The sequence below is a fragment of the Thioclava nitratireducens genome, from assembly GCF_001940525.2.
Classification (GTDB): Bacteria; Pseudomonadota; Alphaproteobacteria; order Rhodobacterales; family Rhodobacteraceae; genus Thioclava; species Thioclava nitratireducens.
In genome coordinates, this window is the sequence record NZ_CP019437.1 from 1,530,005 (window position 1) to 1,551,626 (window position 21,622).

Annotated in this window: 1 protein-coding gene (only partly in view); it reads left to right on the top strand. The window is 64.7% G+C overall.

Annotated elements, in window-relative coordinates:
* Positions 1–21,498, top strand: partial view of a matrixin family metalloprotease gene (locus BMG03_RS07450; protein WP_157771567.1) — the 3' portion only. It extends 16,731 nt beyond the left edge of the window; only the last 21,498 of its 38,229 coding nucleotides appear in the window; its start codon lies beyond the left edge, outside the window; the stop codon is at positions 21,496–21,498.
* Positions 21,499–21,622: the final 124 nt, after the last annotated feature.

Consider the following 21,622-nt stretch of genomic DNA (forward strand, 5'->3'; position numbering starts at 1 on the left):
GAGATCACCTTCACCAATATCCCGGCGGGCTACGTGCTCGACCCGGCTTCGGTGCTCGACCTCGCCGCCGAGTTCGCCGTGCAGACCGACACGGTAGAGACTTCGCGCCTGAGCGGCGGCACCTTCCGTGTCGAACTGGGCGAGGGTGCGCCGGCGCTGCTGCAAAACGATGCGAATGATCCGACGAAGATCTCCTTCATCTACTCGCTGCAGACCTTCATCGATGAGACCAACTCGGCGCAGCCCGCGTCGCTCACCGGCGATCTCTATCCGCAGACGATCACGCTGACGCTGGATATCACCTCGATCTCCTTCTTTGCGACGACAGCGCAAAGCGCTCCGACCATCGTGGTCAAGAGCGGTTCGACCTATCCTACGGCCGATAGCACCGCCAACCTGCCGGGTGACCGCACCTATTTCGATATCGCACTGAGCGGGGCTTACGGCGAGGACATCACCGATCAACTGGCGATCGGCGACGTCACCGTGACCGGCCTGACAATCACCGAGCTGATGGATATGGGCGGCACGATCCGCGTCTTCGCGGACGGCTCGCTCGGGATCGGCAGCCATGACGTGACGCTGGCGGCGAACAGCTTCGGCGATGCGGCCAAGAACCGTGTCCAGACGCTGTCCTTCACCGTTTCGGGCCCGCAGGGCGATCTGGTCGATCCGGCGAACGAGGGCAGCACGGGGCTCGGTGACGTCAACGGGCGCGGCTATGTCGACCTGCATTTCGAGCGTCCGGTCGGCGGCGCGCTCGATGTGGGCTCGATCACCGATCTCGCGCCGGAATTCACCTTCGGCGGCAGCGGTTCGATCACCTTCGACGATACACTCGCCCCGGTCTGGCTGAACCCGCAGGCGACCTCGGGCGACTATATCTTCCGCTACTTCACCACCGGCGCGGCTGCGGCGAACACCACGATCTCGCGCATCGCGACGATCGAGGATCAGCCGACGGTTCTGCGCGCCGATGGCACGGCCGACGATGCGACCGGCCCGGTGTCCTTCGATGCCAGCACGCTTTCGGTGGCCTTCATCGACGTGCGCTACACGCCGACCTATGGCGACGAGATCGACTTCGGCACTCTGGGCGACGAGATCAGCTTCTCGGGCGCGGGTGCCAATGGCGTCACCGTTTCCTCGGCGCTGGTCGTGGGCGACGGACTGACCGTGCGCTACTTCCTCTCGGGCAAGTTCACCGCAGGCTCGGTGCAGGTCGACTATGCCGCAGCGAGCTTCGGTTCGGGCAGCTATGACAATGACGCGAAGACCCAGAGCTTCCGTCTCGTCCAACTCGGTGCGAGCCTGACCGACCCGGTCCAAGGCGCCTCGGTGGGGCAGGCGCCCTTGAACGAGCGCGGTTTCGTCGACGTCACCTTCGAGCTGCCGAGCTACGCCACCGGCATCGATCTCGAGAGCATCACCGATGCGGGCGCCGAGGTTATCCTGAGCGCGACGGGCTACACGATCGAAGTCGATGACAGCCAGGTGCCGACCTACATGGGCGACGACGCGAACGGCAACCCGATCTTCCGCATCTGGTACCTGGGCGACTTCGCGGGTTCGAACCTCGACGACAACGTCTCGGTCGAATTCATCTCGGGTAGCTTCGACTGGCTCGGCACCGATGGCGGCACCATCAAGGCGATCACCGCGACCAATAGCGAAGATCTGGTGGTGACGACCGGCAAGATCGGTCTGGGTGCCAGTGCGCCGACGGCGACCTATGTGGCGCTCTCGCTCGGCACGAGCCAGACGCTGACCGATAGCAGCCTTGCGATCACGGACTTCACGCTGACCGATATCGACGGCAACTCGATCACGATCACGGGGATCCAAGCCCGCGGTCCCCCAGGCGAGTTCGCTGTGACCTTCGACACCGCCGACGCCGCCGACGGCGCGGTGCTGACCCTGACCTATGCGGCGGGTGCGTGGACCTACGGGACCGCTGCCTCCGAGGCGATCGATCCGACGACGCTCTCGATCAAGCCCACCGACACCGCTTCCTATATCGACATCACCTTCGACACGCTGGGCGATCCGAGCCTCAACGCGCTCTATGCGATTGACGCGGCGACGATCGACGGCGACGAGTTCACCTTCGGCGGGACAGGCGGGGCCAACCTCGATCTGCTGGATCTCACCCCGACCGACATGGGTGACGGCACCTTCCGCTATTATGTCTCGCGCGAATTCGGCCTCGGCACGGTCACGGTTTCCTTCAACGAGGGCAGCTGGTCCGACCTGCAGGGCAACGAGGGTGGTGCGAGCCAGCAGAGCTTCCGCGTCATCGACCAGATGCAGGAAGGCGGCCAGCCCGGCGCCGATGCCGACCCGGCCACCACCCGCGTCTTCTTCATCCGCGTCTCCGGCTCGATCACGCTGAACTCGGCGGGCATCACCGACGAGCCGCTGATCAAGCTGAGCGCCCAGGCCGAACTGACCTTCGGCGATTACATCAAGGCCGACGGCTCCAAGGTCTTCCGCTTCGCGCTCGAAGCCTCGGGCACGATCGAGGTCTACAAGCTCGGCAATATCGGCTCGGCCGCGGCGCGCTTCGTGCTGGAAACGGGCGGCCTGTCGAGCGGCCTGCCGCAGTTCTGGGGCGTGGCCACCATCCAGCCGAACTTCGAAGCGCTCAACGAATACGGCGTCTGGATCAAGGGCAACGCGACCCTGATGATCAACATGTCGGGCGAGGACAAGGTCGAGACCCTGTCGCTCGAAGGCATCCTCGGCGATCAGCTTGAGCGCACCGCTGGCGGTGATGACACGGTGGCCGTGGCGGATCTCGGCGCGCTGCCGAGCCAGGCCAACGAAGGCTTCTACCAGAAGCAGGCGATAAGCACGGAAGTGCGCACGACCTTCGCCCAGTTCGGCGTCACGCTCAGCTCGGAGGCCAAGATCGAACTGGTGCGCGAACTGAACACCCAGTCGCGCTGGCGGATCACCGATGGCGGGTCGATCTACTTCATCGAAAGCCTCGACGGCACCGCGACGCTGCATTCCGAAGACCAGACCTACGAGTTGTCGCGCAACTCGGTCGTCTTCTATATCGGCGGCGCGATCAAGCTGACCGATCAGAACGCGAACGACCCGGATGTCGACACGAGCGTCAACGTCTATGCCGAGCTGACCGGCGCCTTCTACCTGAAGATTTCGCAAGACCGGGTCGAGGTCTTCGTCGCGGCAAGCGCCAACGTCTTCAACGTGATTTCTGGTCAGGCTGTCGGTCTTCTGATCATCGACTTCGGCACCGCCCCGGGCAGCGCCTTCGGTGTTGCGGGCAGCCTGTCGCTCGAACTGAGTGTGGGCGATGTCGACGGCGGCAGCGGCACGGCTGCGGCGAACAATGCCGGCAGCTTCGGCAATATCGCGGCGGATATCTTCCGTTTCGAGGCCGAGGTGATGGTGCTCTTCAACACCACCGGCATCAACCAGGTCTTCGATGTGCCCGACGCGCTCGTGCCGTTCCTGCCCGTGAACGTGCCGACGACCTTCGAGATTTTCGACCGTCCGCCGATCCTGGGCCAGAACGAGCCGGATACGACGAAATCCGCGGGCGCCTATTTCGTGGTCCAGATCAGCGGCTCGGTGACGCTCTTCGATACGGTGACGCTGAACGGCTTCCTGTCGGTGACGGGCACCGGAGACTCCGTGACGATCCAAGGGACAGTCTCCGGCCGGATCGAGAACTTCGGCGCGGTCGAGGGGATGCTCTATCTCGAGGCGAATATCGGCGCGAGCGATCCGGGCGTGGTCGGGCGGGCGCAGCTGTCGCTGGTCGGCGGGCTGGAGCTTCCGGGCGTCAGCCTTGGCGGGTCGCTCTCGATCATGCTCGAATTCAACACCTACGCGACGACGCAGGATCGCTACACGATCGTCACGCAGAGCGAATATGACGCTCTGGTTCTTGCGGGCGATGCGACCGCCAACACGGATGGCACCTTCTATTACGGCACGATCTCGGTCGAGAACGGGCTGTTCCTGAAGGTCACCGGTACGCTGGTCGTCTCGGATGTGATCGAACTGACGGGCGTCTTCACCTTCCGCATCGGCACCGCGCCCGATTTCGAACTGGTCGCAACGCTGGATGTGCAGGCGAAGCTCGTGGGCGTGGCCGAATTCGGTCTGACCGGCGGTCTCGTGATCGCGGATGGCGGGCTGGTGATCTATGCCGAAATCGATCTCAACCTCGACCTTGCGGGCGTCATCACCGTGACTGGCGACGCGACCTTCCAGCTCAACACCTTCTCCAGCGCGCGCACCCTCGAGATCCCGACCATCAATACAAGCGGTCAGGAGAGCACGATCTCGGTCACCGTGGCCTCGGGCTTCAGCCTCGAGATCGTCGGCTCGGTGAACTTCATCAATCTCGCGACCGCCTCGGGCCGCGTCTTTATCGGCCTCAACGCGAGCGAGTTCCGCGTCGAGTTCGACGTGACCTTCGGTCTTGCGGGCCTCAACGTCTCGGCGGCGGGTGGCGCGGTGCTGTTCTTCAACTCCAGCACTGGTGAACTCGACGGTCTCGCGTTGCTCCTCGATGTCAGCATCAACGCCAATATCGCGCTGGTGATCGACATCGAAGCCAACGGCAAGCTGATGCTCAACACGGTCGGCCGCGACGTGACGATCTCGGGCCGAGTGCTGCAGGCGAGCAGTTTCGTGCTCGATCTCAGCGGTAAGGTCGAGTTCCTGAAGGTCCTCAAGTTCGACGCGGGCTTCCGGATCGAAGTGGTGCAGAACGACTGGCGCGTGGACTTCTATGCCAGCATGGACTTCTTCGGCCTCGCCACGATGAGCGTGAACGGCTGGTTCAACTCGGATGGCTATTTCGACCTCTCGCTGAGCGGTCGCCTCGTGCTGGGCTCGAACAGCTTCGGCCTGACGGGCAACTTCTCGATCCGGGTCTATTACCTCTTCGACGATGCGGCGGACGTCTACAAGCTCGGTGTGTCGGGCTCGGCCTCGGTTTCGCTACGCGCCTTCAACATCAGCTGGGCCACGGTTTCGATCAGCTTCTCGGCCACCGCGACCGGCACCGGCCGCGTGCCGATCGTGATCTCGGCCAGTGCGAGCGTGAAGGTGCTCTTCGTGAAGGTCTCGGTAAGCATGTCCTTCACCGTGGGCTATGTCGAATTCCCGACCCCGATCTATCTCGCGGGGGATCTGAACGGCGACACCAATTCGGGCACCTACAAGGATTGGGATGACACCTCCACGATCCTCGTGCTGAACATGGGCGACGCGAATACCAAGCGCGGCATCGGCGAAGCGACGGCGGGCGAGACCTATATCATCGAGGCCGTCACCCCGGTCGTGAACGGCGCGCAGACGATCCGCGTGATCTATTCGGGCCGCGAGCAGGTCTTTGAGCACGTCCATGAAATCCGCGGCTATGGCGGATCCGGCGACGACCTGCTGGTCGTGCGCGACGGCGTCGCCGTGCCGATCCTCTTCGTGGGCGGCGCGGGTGTCGATACCGTGGCCTACGAGGGCGACGGTCAGGTTACGATCAACTCGGCCTCCGAAGGCGGCACTGCGGGCGATCTGGGCGATCAGATCAGCATCGGCAGCGGCGTCGCGGCTGGCTCGATCATCTACGGCTCGGGCGCGAATGACCGGATCGTCTCGGATGCGCTGGTGCCGATCACGATCTACGCGCTCGGTGGCGATGACGTGGTGCTGCAGAACGGCACGGGCGTCGCTACGATCTACGGCGGCACCGGCGCGGACCGCCTGATCGGTGGCGCGGCAGCGGATGTGATCGATGGCGAGGGCGGCGCGGACGAGATCGATGGTCGCGGCGGCGCGAACACGATCAACGGCGGCACTGGTAATGACCGCATCTTCCGCAATCTCGCCTCCGATGGCATCGAGATGATCGACGGCGGCGGGGGCACCGATACAATACTGCTTTACGGCACGGCCAACCCCGACACGGTCACGGTCGGCCAGAAGCCCGCCAACTCCGGCATCCTGCAGGCGCTCGACGCTGATGGCAGCGGGTTTGAGGCCGACGGTGTCGAGGGGCTGATCATCCATCTGCTTGGCGGCACGGATACGCTGACGGTCAACCCCCTTGGCCAGACCGATCTGAACACGATGCGCATCGACGACGATCTGGTCGTGGAATCCGCCGATCCCTCGAAGGATGTGGCCGAGATCGACGGTGCGAGCGACGGTGTGGCCGATGCGGTGATCTTCAACGGCACCGGTGGCGCCGATACCTTCACGCTGAAGGCGGGTGCGGTGGCCGATCAGGAATTCACCCTCGTCGCCGCCTGGTCGACCGGCACCGTGACCGTCACCTTCGACGACACGATCCGCGCCAAGGGCGACACGTTGCGCATCTCGGCGGCGGGCGGCAATGACAAGATCACCGCCGGCCCGGCCGTCGCAGCGGGCGACCCGGCCAATGCGACGCCACTGACCCATGACCTGATCGCGCTGACGCTGGAAGGGCAGGGCGGCAACGACCGGATCATCGGCTCGATCTTCAACGACGTGATCGATGGCGGCGCGGGCTCGGACACCGTGACCGGCGGCGAGGGGCTCGACATCTTCCGCGACACCGAAGAGGCGAACGAGACCGATACGCTGATCGAGGTCTTCGCGGGCGAGGATATGGGCCTCTACGAGAGCCTGTTCCTGGTGGGCAAGGTCTTCCAGGCTGATGGTTCCACGGCCTATGCGGACGGCACGACCGATGGCGCGATGGTGCCGGGCGACGCCGATCTGTGGAGCACCTCCGGTATTGGCGCGGGCCAGACCACGGTGGAGCGTCTGAACGGCATCTTCGAGGCGGTCTATCTGACCGGCGGCGACGGCGTCAACAACACCTTCGTCGTCAACGACCTAAGCGGTTCGGTCACTGTGGGCGGTCTGGCCATCGGCGTCAGCGCCTTCAACGGCACGGTCACGCTCGACAACAAGGGGTCGGATGCGAGCGGCGATCTGGAGCATTACATCATCGCGGCCCCGCTCGGTTCGGGCTTCACCGTCCATATTACGGACAGCAGCACCACCGACGCCGACAAACTGGTCTATCTGGGCTCGCAGGGGGACGACTACGTCGCGCTGTCGGTGGGCCTGATGACCGTGTCGCGCTACACCAACGCGGCGAACAAGGTGCTGGGCGCGGCGGCTGTCAGCATCGATCACAGCAATCTCGACGTGATCGAGGTGGATACCCGCGAGGGGTCCGACGTGATCGCCGTCACCGCGACCGATCTGCCGATCTATATCAACAGCGGCATCGGCGACGACGTGATCAACCTCGGCTCCGCCGCCTCGTCGGAGCCGGGCACCGCCCCGCTGGGCGGCACGCTCTCGGGGATTGCCGCGCTGATCCAGATCGACGCCTATGACACCTATAGCGGCCCGATCCTCGCCGATCGCGGCAGTGACACGCTCAACATCGACGACAGCGGCAATACCGGCGCGACCAACGGGGTGATCGGGCTGGAAGATCGCACGGCGGTCGAAGGCTTCATCTTCGTGGACGGCTTCACCGCCGCGACCGCGGGCATCCGCTACATCGCGCTCGAAAACGTCAATGTCGATCTGGGCGACGGCGTGAACGACGTCACCCTCAAGTCGACCGGCAAGCGCGACGTGACGACGCTCGAGACCCGCGACGGCGCCGATATCATCAAGGTCTTCGCGATCAATGGCCCGACTACGATCGACACCGGCGCGGGCGACGACGCGGTCACCGTCACCGATGACGATCCCGACACGCCGCTGGCCAATGACGGCACGCTGAACGCGATCCTCTTCGGCTACCTGACGATCGATGCGGGCGCGAACGATCCGGTCACCTACACGGTCGACGGTACCATCGTGAACCATGGCGATACGCTGATCGTGTCCGATGCGGGCGACACGCTACCCGATCAGGGCGGCTATCTCAGCGGCACCGAGATCGTCGGCCTCGGCATGACGCTGGGCGTGGTCTATGCGGGCTTTGAGGAGCTGGAGCTGTCGCTCAGCAACGGCAATAACGGCTTCCACGTCTCGGATACCCATGCGGGCATCACCACGCTGAACACCGGCGACGAGACCGCGACCGGAGATGCGACCTCGGATGCGATCACCATCGAGAAGATCTCGGGCCGCACCTTCCTCAACCTCGGGGCGGGTAACGATCTGGTGCAGGTCAACTACTACGCCGACGGCGCCCAGACCTTCCTAAACGGCATCGACGGGTTCGAGCTGGATATCGACGGTCAGGCGGGCAGCGACCTCTATGACATCGGTCTGGCGAGCGCGGGCAACTCCACGATCCGCATCCTCGATACCGGTACCGCCTTCGACGGGATCGACCGCGCCGAAATCCGCGGCACCGACGGGCGCGACCTGTTCCTGTTCCGCGCCAATCATGACCTCGATGTAGGCGTGGTCGCGGCGCTGCCGATCGCCGAGGATGGCACGATTCTCAACACCGTGGTCGAGCGGGTGGAATACAACTCCGCCATCGACGCCGATCTGCGGGTCTTCGGGCGCGCGGGCAATGACCTCTTCGTCTTCGACGACACGCTCGCGGGCGTTCAGGCCTTCGGCGATGCGGGCGACGACACGTTCCAGATCGGCCAGCTCTTCGCCTCCTTCCGAGACGAGCAGAACCCCTATAACGGCCTGAGCGGCATCGACTATTACGAGACCACGCAGGTCACAGTCGGCTTTCTGTCGAACGGCGTCAGCTTCGACACCACGATCCGCGGCGGCGACGGCGAGGACAGCTTCACCGTCTACTCGAACAAGGCCGAGCTGTTCCTCTATGGCGAGGCCGACGACGACACGTTCCAGGTCCGCTCCTTCGTCCGCGTCGACCCGAACGACCCGGCCGCGCCCTTCACCAACATCAATGGCGGGCAGGGCGCCGACTTCATCCAATACGCGGTGAACGCGCCGGTCCGCATCGATGGCGGCGACGGCTTCGACACGATGACCGTGATCGGCACCGAGATGGGCGACGACTACGTCATCACCAAGAATGGCGTCTATGGCGGCGGGCTGTTCATCTCCTACACGGGTATGGAGAAGCTGGTGGTCGATGCGCTGCAGGGCAACGACACCTTCTTCATCGAGAGCACCTCCGAGGGCGTGCTGCTGGAGATCGTGGGCGGTCTGGGCTCGGATAGCGTGAACCTTGGCGGCTCGGATCTCGACGGTGTCACCGAGGGCGGCGCGATCACCGTCGTGTCGAACGGCCTCAACGGCCATAGCGGGTTGATCCAGACCACGGTCGACAGCACCGATCCGCGCTATCAGGCGATCTGGGCGCAGGATCCGGTTTCGCAGATCAAGGACAATGACGCGCCCGATCTGGTCTTCTTTAACGCCGATGGCGAGGCGGGCTCCAGCGTGCTGCGCGTCTTCGAGGCCGCAACAGCCGATCCGACCATGTCGGTCACCCGCTACGCGATCGCATTGTCGCGCGCGCCGGACGAAGACGTCTACATCACGATCTCGCCGACGCTGGGCACCGAGGGCGATGTGGCCGCCGGTGCCGAGGGTGTGCTGGTCAACGGCTCGGCCTCGGGTACGGTGCTGCACTTCACGGCGGCCAACTGGGATACGCCGCAATACGTGACCGTCACCGCGATCAACGATCTGGTGGCCGAGGGTCGCGGCATCGTCCAGCTGCGCCATACCGTGACCGAGGGCGACAGCCGCGCCGACGATACCGGTTTCGACAATCTGGCCGTGCCGAACATGCTGGTCGATGTGATCGACGACGAAGTGGCCGAGCTGTTGATCTTCCCGGTCGACAACTCCTCGGCCATCGATCTCGCGGGCGATACGATCGTGGCCGAGGCCGCGGCGCTTGCCGCAAATGACGGCTTTGCCGTGATGCTGAGCCGCGCGCCGACCGGCCCGGTGCAGGTGAACTTCGCGGTCGATGGCAACGTGACGCTGTCCTCGAATGTCGTGAACTTCGACGGCTCCGACTGGAACACCGCGAAATTCGTGACGATCGAGGCGGTGAACGACAGCGCCGATGAGGGTGTGCATTACGCTCGCATCCAGCCCTCGATCTTCGAAGATACGCGCGACGCCTTCCTTGGTGCGACCTATGCGGACGTGGCCGGTGGGGTCGCGGCGAACATCAACCGCGATATCAGCCAGCCGCGCAGCGCCGAGGTGCTTTACACCGCTGCCGATCTGACGATCCTGCGCCCGAATACCGCGGTGTCCGAGATCTACACGCTCACGCTGGGCGGGATCGACTACGTGGTCGGCGTCGGAATCGGCGAAGTGGTGGCCGATCTCTCGACCGTCACCGAAGGCACGATCGTGGTCGATGCACGCCTCGATCAGACCGCGACCGCTGCGGATATCGCAGATGCCTTTGCGACGCTGGTGAATGCCGACGCCGAGCAGGCTGCGGCGATGACGGGCACGGGTGCCACGCGCAGCATTTCGGCGGCGGATGGCGTCTCCTTCAAGCTGCTGATCGAAACCAGCGATCCCGCCTCCGGCTACCTCTTCACACCCACCGGCGACATCTATGTCTCGATCTCGGGCGACGCGTTCGAGTTCTCGAGCGATGAGCTGAGCGTCGATGCGGCCAGCAGCAAGCGCGCATACGACATCGTGGCCTTCCGCCTTGGCGCGTCGCTGGTGGACGGTACGCTGGCCGCCGATGGCACGCTGGTCGATGGCGCGACCTGGATCATCAAGCTCGACGGTCTGCAGGTGCAGGCAACCGCCGAATTCGGCGACACCATGAGCGACATCGTCAACAAGCTGGTCGCGCAGTTCGCGGGTGCCGATTACTCGGCCTCGGCGGGCTATCTGCAAGCGACGCTGCTGCCCTCGGTCGAAGGCGCGATCTATAGCCCGACCAGCGGCTCGAAGACCTGGACCATCCTCGTCGACGGGCAGCTCATAAGCTACACCTCGCAATCGGGCGACGAGCTGGGCGGCATCGCGGGCATCTCCGACGAGCTGGCGGCGCTGATCGACGCAGCCAATCTCGGGATCACGGCGGTGGTCGATGCCAATGGCGCGATCACGCTGACCTCGTCCACGGCGTTCTCGCTGCTGCCGCTCGACAGCGAAGATGCCTCGATCGCGATTGCGAGCGATGCCAGCCTCACGCCGCCGAGCTACGATCCGGGCGAGATCTTCATCTTCCGCACCCCGGGCGCGGGGAGCATCGAGGCTTTCTCTATCGAAGTGCTGCGCAAGTCGAGCCCCGACGCGGCGAGCACCACGATCGGCGGCGATTATGTCAGCGTGGACGCGGTTAAATCGAAGACGCATTGGCAGCTTGCCCGCATCGCCTTCGCGGCGCCGCTGACCCCGATCGTCATCCCCGAGGGCACGAGCCTCGCCTATGAGATCGGGACCAACATCACCAATGCCGAACTCGCGCAGCAATTCACGCCCTACAGCTACGTCGTGGGCCGCAACGGCGACAATCTCGCGCCCGCGCCGCTCGATGTCACCGTGCTCGATGACGACGCGCCGACGGTGGAGATCATCCAGACGGGTGGCTCGACCGATCTGGCAGAACGCGCGCCGGGCGATGTGCAGGTCGTGGACAGCTTCTCGATCGTGTTGACCGGTGCGCTGAACGGCAACAACACGGTCCGCGTCGATGTGACCCCGCTGCCGACCCGCACATACAATTCGCTCGACGCGTTCAACGCGGATGCGAATTTCGGCGAGAACGAACTGGTACAGGTTCAAGTCGCAGCCCCGCTCGCCGCGCTGTCGCTGGCAGGCGAGGCGGTCGCGGGTGAGACCTGGCAGGTCACGCTGTTCGACGATGTGGCGCTACGCGCTGGCGCCCAGATCGTCAGCTACACAGTTCAGGCGGGCGACGATCTCGATGCGGTTGCTGCGGGCCTGATCGCAGCGATCAGCGGTGTGTCCGGCTACAGCGCCATGCTCACCGCCGATGGCGCGATCGAAATCGCGATAGCGAGCGGTCGCTTCTTCGTCGAGGTCGGCATCGCGGGCGACAGCCAGGGCAGCATCGACACCCGCACCGTGCAGGACTTCAACTTCGCCAATGTCCTCGAATTCGAGATGATGGGCGTGCCCACGGCGGGCGAGGTCTGGACGGTCAACTTCGACGGCCAGAGCTTCTCCCACACGGTGAGCGCGGATCAGTCGCTGTCGAACATCGCTGCCGCGCTGGGTGCGCAGATCAACCTCGCGAATGATGCGGCCACCGCGAATGGCGATCCGCGCGCCTATGAGGTGATCGTCGACGGTCGGGTTATCTCGATCCGCGAGCTGGCCGATCCGGAGGCGGATTACGCGGCCTCGGCCTCGGTCAGCGGCCAAAAGGCGGGCGAGATCGTGGCGCGTCAGTTCGTCGAGTTCGATGCGGCCAACTGGATGATCCCGCAGAAGGTCACCGTGCTGGCGCTCGACGATACGATCGTCGATGGCGGCGATGCGCAGGTCTTCGGCGCCTTCAACGACCGCGTGAACTCGATCCGCGGCCCGGTCTCGATCATCGGCGGCGAGAGCGATACCGACGTCTCGCTGCGCGTGCCGGTGCTGCTGCCGGGCGAGACGAACATTCCGCTGGCCGATGGCGTGACCGGGACGGTGACCGGTGGCGGCACGGTGATCACCATCGATCCCGAAGAGCTGACCCATGTGAACGGCGATTACGGCGAGCGTCCCGGCTTCGATCCGCGCATCAACGACACCGCCACGATCTATGACATCGCGACCATCGATCCCGATGGCACGCTGAGCGGCCGTGTCGATGTCGCGAGCGTCTCGGAAGACATCCTCTCGCTCGTCAACGATGAGGGCATGACGCTCTCGCTGATGGTCGGCGCGCAGGATGCGGTCGAAGAGGGCTATGTCTGGTTCTTCGGCACCCCCGATCAAAGCGATCTTTCGCTGATCGACTGGCTGACGGCTTCGGTCGATCTGGCGGGCGACGTGACCGCCTTCGAAACCGTGACCGTGACTCTCGACGGCACCGACTTCAGCTACACGCCGGACACGGAGCACGCCTATCGCTCGATCGTGCTGCGCGAACTGGCTGCGCTGATCGACGCTTCGGCCGAATACGAGGCGGTGGCGACCGTGAACCTGCTGGGCGAGACCCGCCTGCATGTGAAGCGCGCGGATGCGGTCGCCTTCGATATCGCGGTGACCACCTATACGGGCCTGACCTCGACCATCGGCGGCGCGCCGGTGCAGAGCCTCTACAGCGACGCGAATATCCACTGGACCACGGCTGCGTTCCACCTGATCCAACCGCCGGTGAGCGGCGCGAGCTGGGCGCTGACGATCAACGGCGCGGCCACGCCAGCTTCGGTCACTGCCGATGGCAGCTTCGGCTCGGTCACCCAAGGGTTGGCGGCGCGGATTTCCTCGGTCTATGCGCCGGTCGTCTCGGGCAGCCAGATGGTGCTGGAAAGCACGCCGCCGGAAGGGTTCGACACCGATCCGGGCGCGCTAGTCACCTATGCGCCTGTCAATCCGAACCTGCGCGTGGACGAGGCCGAGCAGGTCGACACGCTCACCGTCTTCAACAACGAGAGCCCGGCCATCGACAGCGGCGTGCTGACCGAGAACCATCTCTCGGGTCTGGGAATGGGCGGCGACACCTATATCGGCGGCGAGCTGATCGCGGGCGGCGTCAGCTATACCGGCCTCGAAGTGGTCGATATCCGTCTGGGCCGCAACGTCGACACCTTCACGGTCGAGAGCACCCATCGCGGCAAGACCATCATCGACAGCGCCGACGGCAATGACGTGATCTACGTGAAGACCACTGCCGGTCACACGATTATCCGCACCGGCAATGGCGACGATCAGGTCTATATCGGCTCCGATCAGGGCGTGGTCGACCAGATCACCGGCCTGCTGATCGTCGACATGGGCGCGGGCGAGAATGACCGTCTGCTCCTCGATGACAGCGCCGACCTGAACGACAACGTCCTCGTGCTGGACGGCGCGCGCGTGGCCGGGCTCGATATGCCCTCGGTGGCCGAGCGTATCCAGATCGAGACCCGCGGCACCGGCGGCAGCTTCACGCTGGCTCTGCCGGATGGAACGCCGGTCACGGTGGCCTTCGATGCGGATGCCGCGGCGATGAAAGCGGCGATCGACACGGTCTTTGCCGATTACGGCACCGATGCGGAGGTCAGCGTAGAGGCGACCGATAGCGGCTATATCTACACCGTCATCTTCGGCGGCCCGACCGGGGGCGTTGATCTGCCCGACCTGATCGTCGATGCGAGCGGGATCACCAGCGATGCGAACACCACCGCCAATATCGAGGTCACCGAAGTCATCAAGGGCACCACCGATCCGGGCCTGAACCAGATGCAGGCGATCACCATCGCGGCCGAGGGCGGCACCTTCACGCTGGCCTTCATCGTGCCGGATGTGCTGGGCAACATGGATCTGCGGATCTCCGACCCGATCGCCTATGACGCGACGGCCGAAGAGATCGCCGCGATCCTCGAGCCGATCCTGAACCCGAATAACAGCCGTCCGTTCCTGCCCTACACCAAGAACTTCGCGGTCGACCGCTTCGGCGACACGATCTACCTGACCTTCCAAGGCGCGCTGGCCCAGACCACGGTCGAGGCTGTCGATACGCGCGGTCTGACGGGCGATGTGCTGGAGGCGCGCATCGATATCGCCGAGCCGAGCGCGGGCGACACCTTCACCATCGATCTGACCGATCTCGCGACGCCGCTGTTCGACGATGCCTTCCCGGGCGACTTCGCACTGTCCTCCTTCGCCTATACCGCGCTGGCGGGGGATACGGCGGCGGATGTGGCCACGGCGCTGGCAGCCCAGATCATGGATGCGCAGGGTCCGAACATCATCGCCCATGTCGAGGGCACGGTGCTTGTCATCAACTCGCGCTCGGGCGAGCGGATTTCGGTCGTGGTCAATGGCGGCGACCCGGCGCTCGACTATCTGCTCGGCCCGCTGGGGATCCAGGCCGATCTGGCCACGCTCGAGACCCGGATGGACGGTGTCGATTACTACGGCGTCGAATATCTCGAGATCGGGATGGGGGCAGGCAATGACGTGATCAACGTGCGCGGCACCACCGCCCATACCACGCTGAACCTCGGCGCGGGGGACGAGCGGATCTATGTCTCCTCCGAGGCGGGCTTCGGGCTCGACACCGACACGACCTTCCTGACCGGCCATCTGCTGAACATCGAAGGCATGCTCAACATCGAAGCGGGCACCGGTCGCCACAAGCTTATGATCTCGGACGAGGCGACGGTGCAGGGCGACGGCACGACCGATCTGCGCGCCGAAATCACCGATGATCGCGATGCCGCGCTGGCCGCCGCCGCCGCATGGGGCGACGATACCGAGCTGTCGAGCGTCAACGAGATCTTCGTCGTCGGTATCGCGCCCGCGCCGATCACCTATGGCGCGGACGCGGCGGGCAACTTCCTGGGTGGCATCACCTACTGGACCGGCTTCGGCGCCGATGCGATCGCCATCGACGGCACCCATGCGCGTGACATTGAAGGCGGCCGCGAGCTGACGGTTCTGAACACCGGTCTGGGCAATGACGATGTGACCGTGGATCTGCAGGCGAGCGAGGACGGGGCCTTCGTGCTCAACACCCAAGGTCCGCATGACGCGAATTATGAGCCCGATTGGGGCTATGCCCGCGACTATCTGGAATTCGCCGATGACGATGTCGTCGATGCAGCACTCAGCACGCTGCCGTTGATCATCTTCGGCGGTCAGGGCGATGACCGCATCACCTCGGGTCTCGCGAATGACATCGTCTTCGGCGATCGCGGTCGGATCGACTATCTCACCGCGGATGGCACGGGCTATGCGCTGAAGCTTGGCTCGGGCGGCCCGGATCACGTCAATGACGGTACCGATGTCGCGCCCTCGCTGATCTACACGATCGACCCGACCATCGGCGGTGCGGACACGATCACCACTCTTGGCGGCGACGATATCGTGCTGGGCGGCGTCAATGGCGACACGATCACCACCGACGGCGCAACCGACAGCGGTACGGATATCGTGATCGGTGACAGCGGGTTTGTCGACTACGTTTCGGCTGACGGCGACCGCACCGATATCGACGAAATCGCCACCACCGCCGAGACCTATGGCGGCTCCGATCGGATCGTGACGGGCCTGGGCGACGATATCGTGCTCGCCGGTGAAGATGGCGAGACGATCATCGACGCGCTGATCGACGGCACCCGCTCGCGCGACCGCGAAACCACCGCCGCGACGATCCTCGTCGAAGGCGAAGAGATTTCGGGCGACTATGTCGACGCGGGGCAGGGCGACAATATCGTGCTGGGCGACAACGGCCGGATCGTGGCCGCCACGGATGACGCGCCGCGCTTCGGCACGCAGCCGATCACGCTGGGCCTGATCGAGACGACCGCGCCCGAGATCGGCGGCGATGACGTGATCCTTGCGGGCATCGGCTATGACATCGTGCTGGGCGGAGCTGGCGGCGACGCGATCAACGTGAAGGTCGGTGAGGTCTACGCCGCAACCGACACCGACGCCACGCTGCATGACGCGGGCAATATCGTGATCGGCGATACCGGCTTCATCGACTGGGTCGGCCTCGATGGAGACGCCTCCGATATCGACGAGATCGCGACCACCGAGGATCGCTATGCCGACACCGGCGCGATGATCGGCGGCAACGATCTGATCGCTACCGGCGCGGGCCGCGACTTCATCATCGGCGGTACGGCGGATGACACGATCTTCGCGGGTGCGGGCAATGATCTGGTCTTCGGCGATCACGGTCGGATCGTGGCGCAGCCGGGTGGCGGCGTGGACGCAGGCCTGCTGCCGCTGAACCTGACCGAGCTCACCACGCAGTTCGACTTCTACTCGATCCTGCGAACCGAGAACGACGGCGGCGGGCGCGACATGATCTTCGCCGAGGATGGCGCTGATATCGCGCTGGGTCAGCAGGGCGCTGATGTGATCTACGGCGGCAATGGCGACGACGACCTGATCGGCGGCCATAACCGTCCGGGCGGCGATGACGGCGCGGACCGTATCGACGGCAACGGCGCGGTACTGTTCGAGGATCGCCCGGTGATCAGCGCCTGGTTCGATCTGGATGCGCAGGCGCTCGACCCGAATGCGACCGACAATGACGTGATCCTTGGCGACAATGGCATCGTGATCCGCACCGACGCGGCCGAGAGCCTGCGCTTCCGGATGCTCGCCGATGGCACGCTGACGATCTATGACGCTGCCGATGACGGCACCGGCTCGAATGCGGGCGATGCGGCCCAGACCAACCCGACCGGCGTGGAAGAGCGGCTGATCGCCCTCTTCGATCACACCGACGCGACCGAGGCCAACCGGACTGATCTCTACGGCGCAGATTACCTCGCAGGCGGTGCGGATGACGATGTGATCTTCGGCCAGCTCGGCGACGATGCGATCCAGGGCGACGGCTCGGCCACGTTCCGTGGGCTGCTGCCTAATGACACCGCCTATGACGCGACCGACAACGGCTACGCCACGCGCCTTGCCGACGGCACGCTCAGCGTGAACCCGACCCGCAGCATCAATGCCGCGCGCGACGGCGACGACTATATCGAGGCCAATGGCGGCAACGACATCGTCTTCGGCGGGCTCGGTCAGGACGACATCATCGGCGGCTCCTCGGATCTCTACATCCATGACGCGCGCGCGACCGGTGACGGCTTCAGCCTCGATCTGCTGGCGACCGCGAATGTCACCGAGGCCTTCCGTCCCGACGGTGCCGATATGCTCTTCGGCGGTCAGGGCGATCCGGTGACGCTGAGCCGCAACGACTATGGTCAGAGCGGTGCCAACGCCCATGCTCGCGACGCCGATGTGATCCTTGGCGACAACGGCCGCATCCTGCGTCTGGTCGGTGCGAACGGCTTCCTCGGCTTCAACTACGATACGCTCGATCCGGCGCGGGCCTCGGGTATCGCGGTCGGCGGCGCGGATCACGCCGACGCCTGGCTGGTGGTGCGCGCGGTCGAGCTGCTCGACTATCACACCGGCGGCCCGGATGTCTGGGGCGCGGCTGCGCTGGCCGACAATGGCGGCGCGGATGAAATCCACGGCGAGGGCGGCGACGACGCGATCTACGGCATGACCGGCAATGACGTGCTCTATGGCGAAGGTCAGGACGACGATCTGATCGGCGGCTGGGGCCACGACTGGATTTCGGGCGGCACCGGTCAGGACGGCGTGCTGGGCGACGACGGTCGCATCTGGACCTCGCGCAATTCCTCGAGCTACGACGAGCCGCTTTACGCGATCGCAAGTGTCAGCAAGGAGACGATTTCGACTCCGGGTAAAATCCAGCAGGCCGATATCAACGTTCAGGGCGCGCTGAAGAAGACCGTGAACCTCACGCCCTTCTTCCTGACCGCCGATGGCGAAACCGACGATCCGTTGCTCGATCCGGCCTATGCGGACGACATCATCTATGGCGGCCTCGGCGACGACTTCCTGCATGGCGGCGCGGGCGACGATCTGGTCTCGGGCGCTGAGGCGCTGGCCGAGGCCTGGTATCTCGCCTATCCGAACGACGCGCTGGCGCCGGGTGTGGCCGGCGTGCTGGTCCGCTCGGATTACACGGTTCCGTTCTGGTCCACCGATCCGACGGTCACGCAAGGAAATGCGCTGGGCTACAACGCCTTCTACGCGGGCGAGTTCGCGGCCTATGACGAATACAACCCGCGCGATGTGATCGTGATCGACGCCGCTGGCCATTACGTCTCGCTCTCCGAGGCGGTCGACGGTCTGGCCTTCTTCGCGAGCTTCGATCCGGCCGATCCGGGCGCGCCGCAGGTCGGCACGCTCGAACAGGATGGCAGCCCGGTCTATAGCGATGGCAATGACGTGATCTTCGGCGATCTGGGCAATGACTGGCTCGTCGGCGGCACCGGGCGCGACCATGTCTATGGCGGCTGGGGCGACGATCTGATCGATGTCGATGACGACCATACCCGCGACGCGGATGGCTCGGCCCTTGGCGCGAACGACACGCCCGACACGTCGTCGAGCTATGAGGACATCGTCTATGGCGGTGCCGGTCGCGACATCATGATCGGCAACACTGGCGGTGATCGCCTGATCGACTGGGTGGGTGAGTTCAACAGCTACATCGTGCCCTTCGCGCCCTTCGGTGCCTTCACGATCTCCCGTGCGCTGGCACCGCAGATCCAGGAATATCTCTACGATCTCTCGGCCTCCGACGGCGCCGATCCCACCCGCGCGGCCGATACTGGCGATTACAATGCCGACCGCAACGGCGAGCCGTGGGGCGAGCTGGGGCTGGTGATGCAGAAGGACGACGCGTGGCAGGATCAGACCGGCGCGCCGAATGACCCGCAGCCGGGCAACATCCCGGGCGGCCGCCGCGACGTGCTGCGCTCGGCCGATTTCAACGGCAATGGCGGCGGTCAGGACGCGAAGGGTTTCGCAGCCGATAGCGGGATCTGGACAGTTCAGGGCGGCGCCTTTGCGGTGAGCCCGGAAACGCTCGGCGGCGATGCTGTCTCGGTCTTCTATATCGGCGACGCGCTACCCAGCTATTTCGAGATGAAGGCGACCATCGTCGGCGGCAAGCCCACGGCGGGTCTGAAGTCGAACGCCTATCTGATCTTCGACTACCAGTCGCCGACCGACTTCAAATTCGCGGGCGTGAACATCTCGACCGACAAGTTCGAGATGGGTATCCGCACCGCCGATGGCTGGATCGTGCTGGAGCAGACCCCGGTGCAGGCCAAGCCCGACACGCCCTATAACCTGCTCCTTGCGATCAACGGGCTGACCGCGACGCTGGTGATCGACGGGCAGGAATACTTCACCCATGTCTTTGACGCGCGAGTCGATCAATACGGCGTCACGCACGGGCTGAACTCGGGCTATGTCGGGATCGGCGCGCAGAACTCGGTGACGAAGCTCGACAATATTGCGGTACAGGTGCTGCCACCGGAATTTACCCTTGATGAGACCGAGGACTTCACTGATGGCATCGCGGATCGCTTCGCCACTGACGCCGCTTGGCAGATCGATGCGGGCGCGCTGGATGCTCAGCCTGCAGGAGCCCCCGCCATCGCGCTCGCCGATCTGGTGATCGCGGAGACCTCTGTCACGCGGCTTGCAGCGCAGATCGAGACCAACGGTCGCGCGGGCTTCGTCTTCGACAGCTACACGGACGGGCGCTACAAATACGCCATGATCGACACGGCCAACGACCGCGTCTCGATCGGCTATTACACGCAGCGCGACGGCTTCGTGGAAACTGCGAGCTACGACATCGCCATCGATGGCGGACATTCCAACAAGGTCGAGATCACGCTCGCCCGCAGCACTGTCAGCCTCTCGCTCAACGGCCACGAAATTCTGGGCCACGCCTTCTACGCGCCCGTCGCCGACGGTGCAGTCGGGCTGATGGCCTTCGACGCGGCCAGCTTCGACGATGTGCGCCTTGCCACGAATGACCCGGCCTATTTCACGCCCGACACCGGCTCGCTGATCTACGACTATAATTCCGCAGGTCCGATCGCGATTGCGGATCAGGGCGTCACGACCCAGAGCCTCTATGTCGGCTCGGATGTGGTGATCGCCGATCTCGACGTGACCCTCAGCCTGATCCATGAGCGGCTGAGTGATCTGACCGTCACGCTGATCGCGCCGGATGGCACGCGGATCGAACTGTTCGCGGCGCTTGATGGTACGGCGATCGATACGCGCTTCGACGATGCGGCGGGAGAGAGCATCACCAGTGCCGCCGCGCCTTACGGCGTGACCTATCGTCCGGCGGGTGATCTGGCGGCGCTTGAGGGCAAGATGTCGGGCGGTGTCTGGACGCTGGAAATCGTCGACGGGGCGAAGCGCAAGACCGGCACGTTGGAAAGCTGGTCGCTGACCATCGAGGCGGCGCAGGCGCTCCATGCAGAAACGGTTGCGACCGCGCCGGAGGGCGCAGTTCTCGATGAAGCCCTTCTGGCCGAGGCCCGGGCGCAGGCGCTGGAAGAGATCGCGCAGGAACTGGGGCTGAGCGCTGAGGATCTCGCCAAGCTCGAAGCAGTGCAGATTTCCATCGCCTCGCTCGACGGCACGCTGCTGGGCTACACGACCGCGGGCGCGATAACGCTCGACGCGGACGGGGCGGGGCATGGCTGGTCGCTCGACGGCAGCGAAGGGCTGAACCTCGTCGATGCGCTCAAGCACGAATTCGGCCATATCCTCGGGCTTGCCGACGATAGCGACGCGGCGGCGTGGATGGACCCGACCCTTGCCACGCAGGAGGCCGCCGCGCCAGCGCCTGCATCGGTACCCGATAGTTCGACCGGTACGGCAAGCGACACGGCGACGACTACCAGCACAGCGCAGGATACCGCGACCAGCGACACCACCTCGGCCCCGAGCGCTGCCCCTGTCACCGATCCCGCGCCAGCAACAACCACGTCCGCGCGGGGTAATTCAGGTAATTCGGGTAAACAATCGCGCGGTGCAAAAGGCTGACGCGGCGCCCAGTGCGTTCAACTGCCACGTTTTTTCTTGCTTGAATCGCGAACTAATCCTTTACTTAACGTAAGGGGCGATTTTGCCGTTCGGTCGGCCCTTGTCAGGGACAGGGACGGACAAA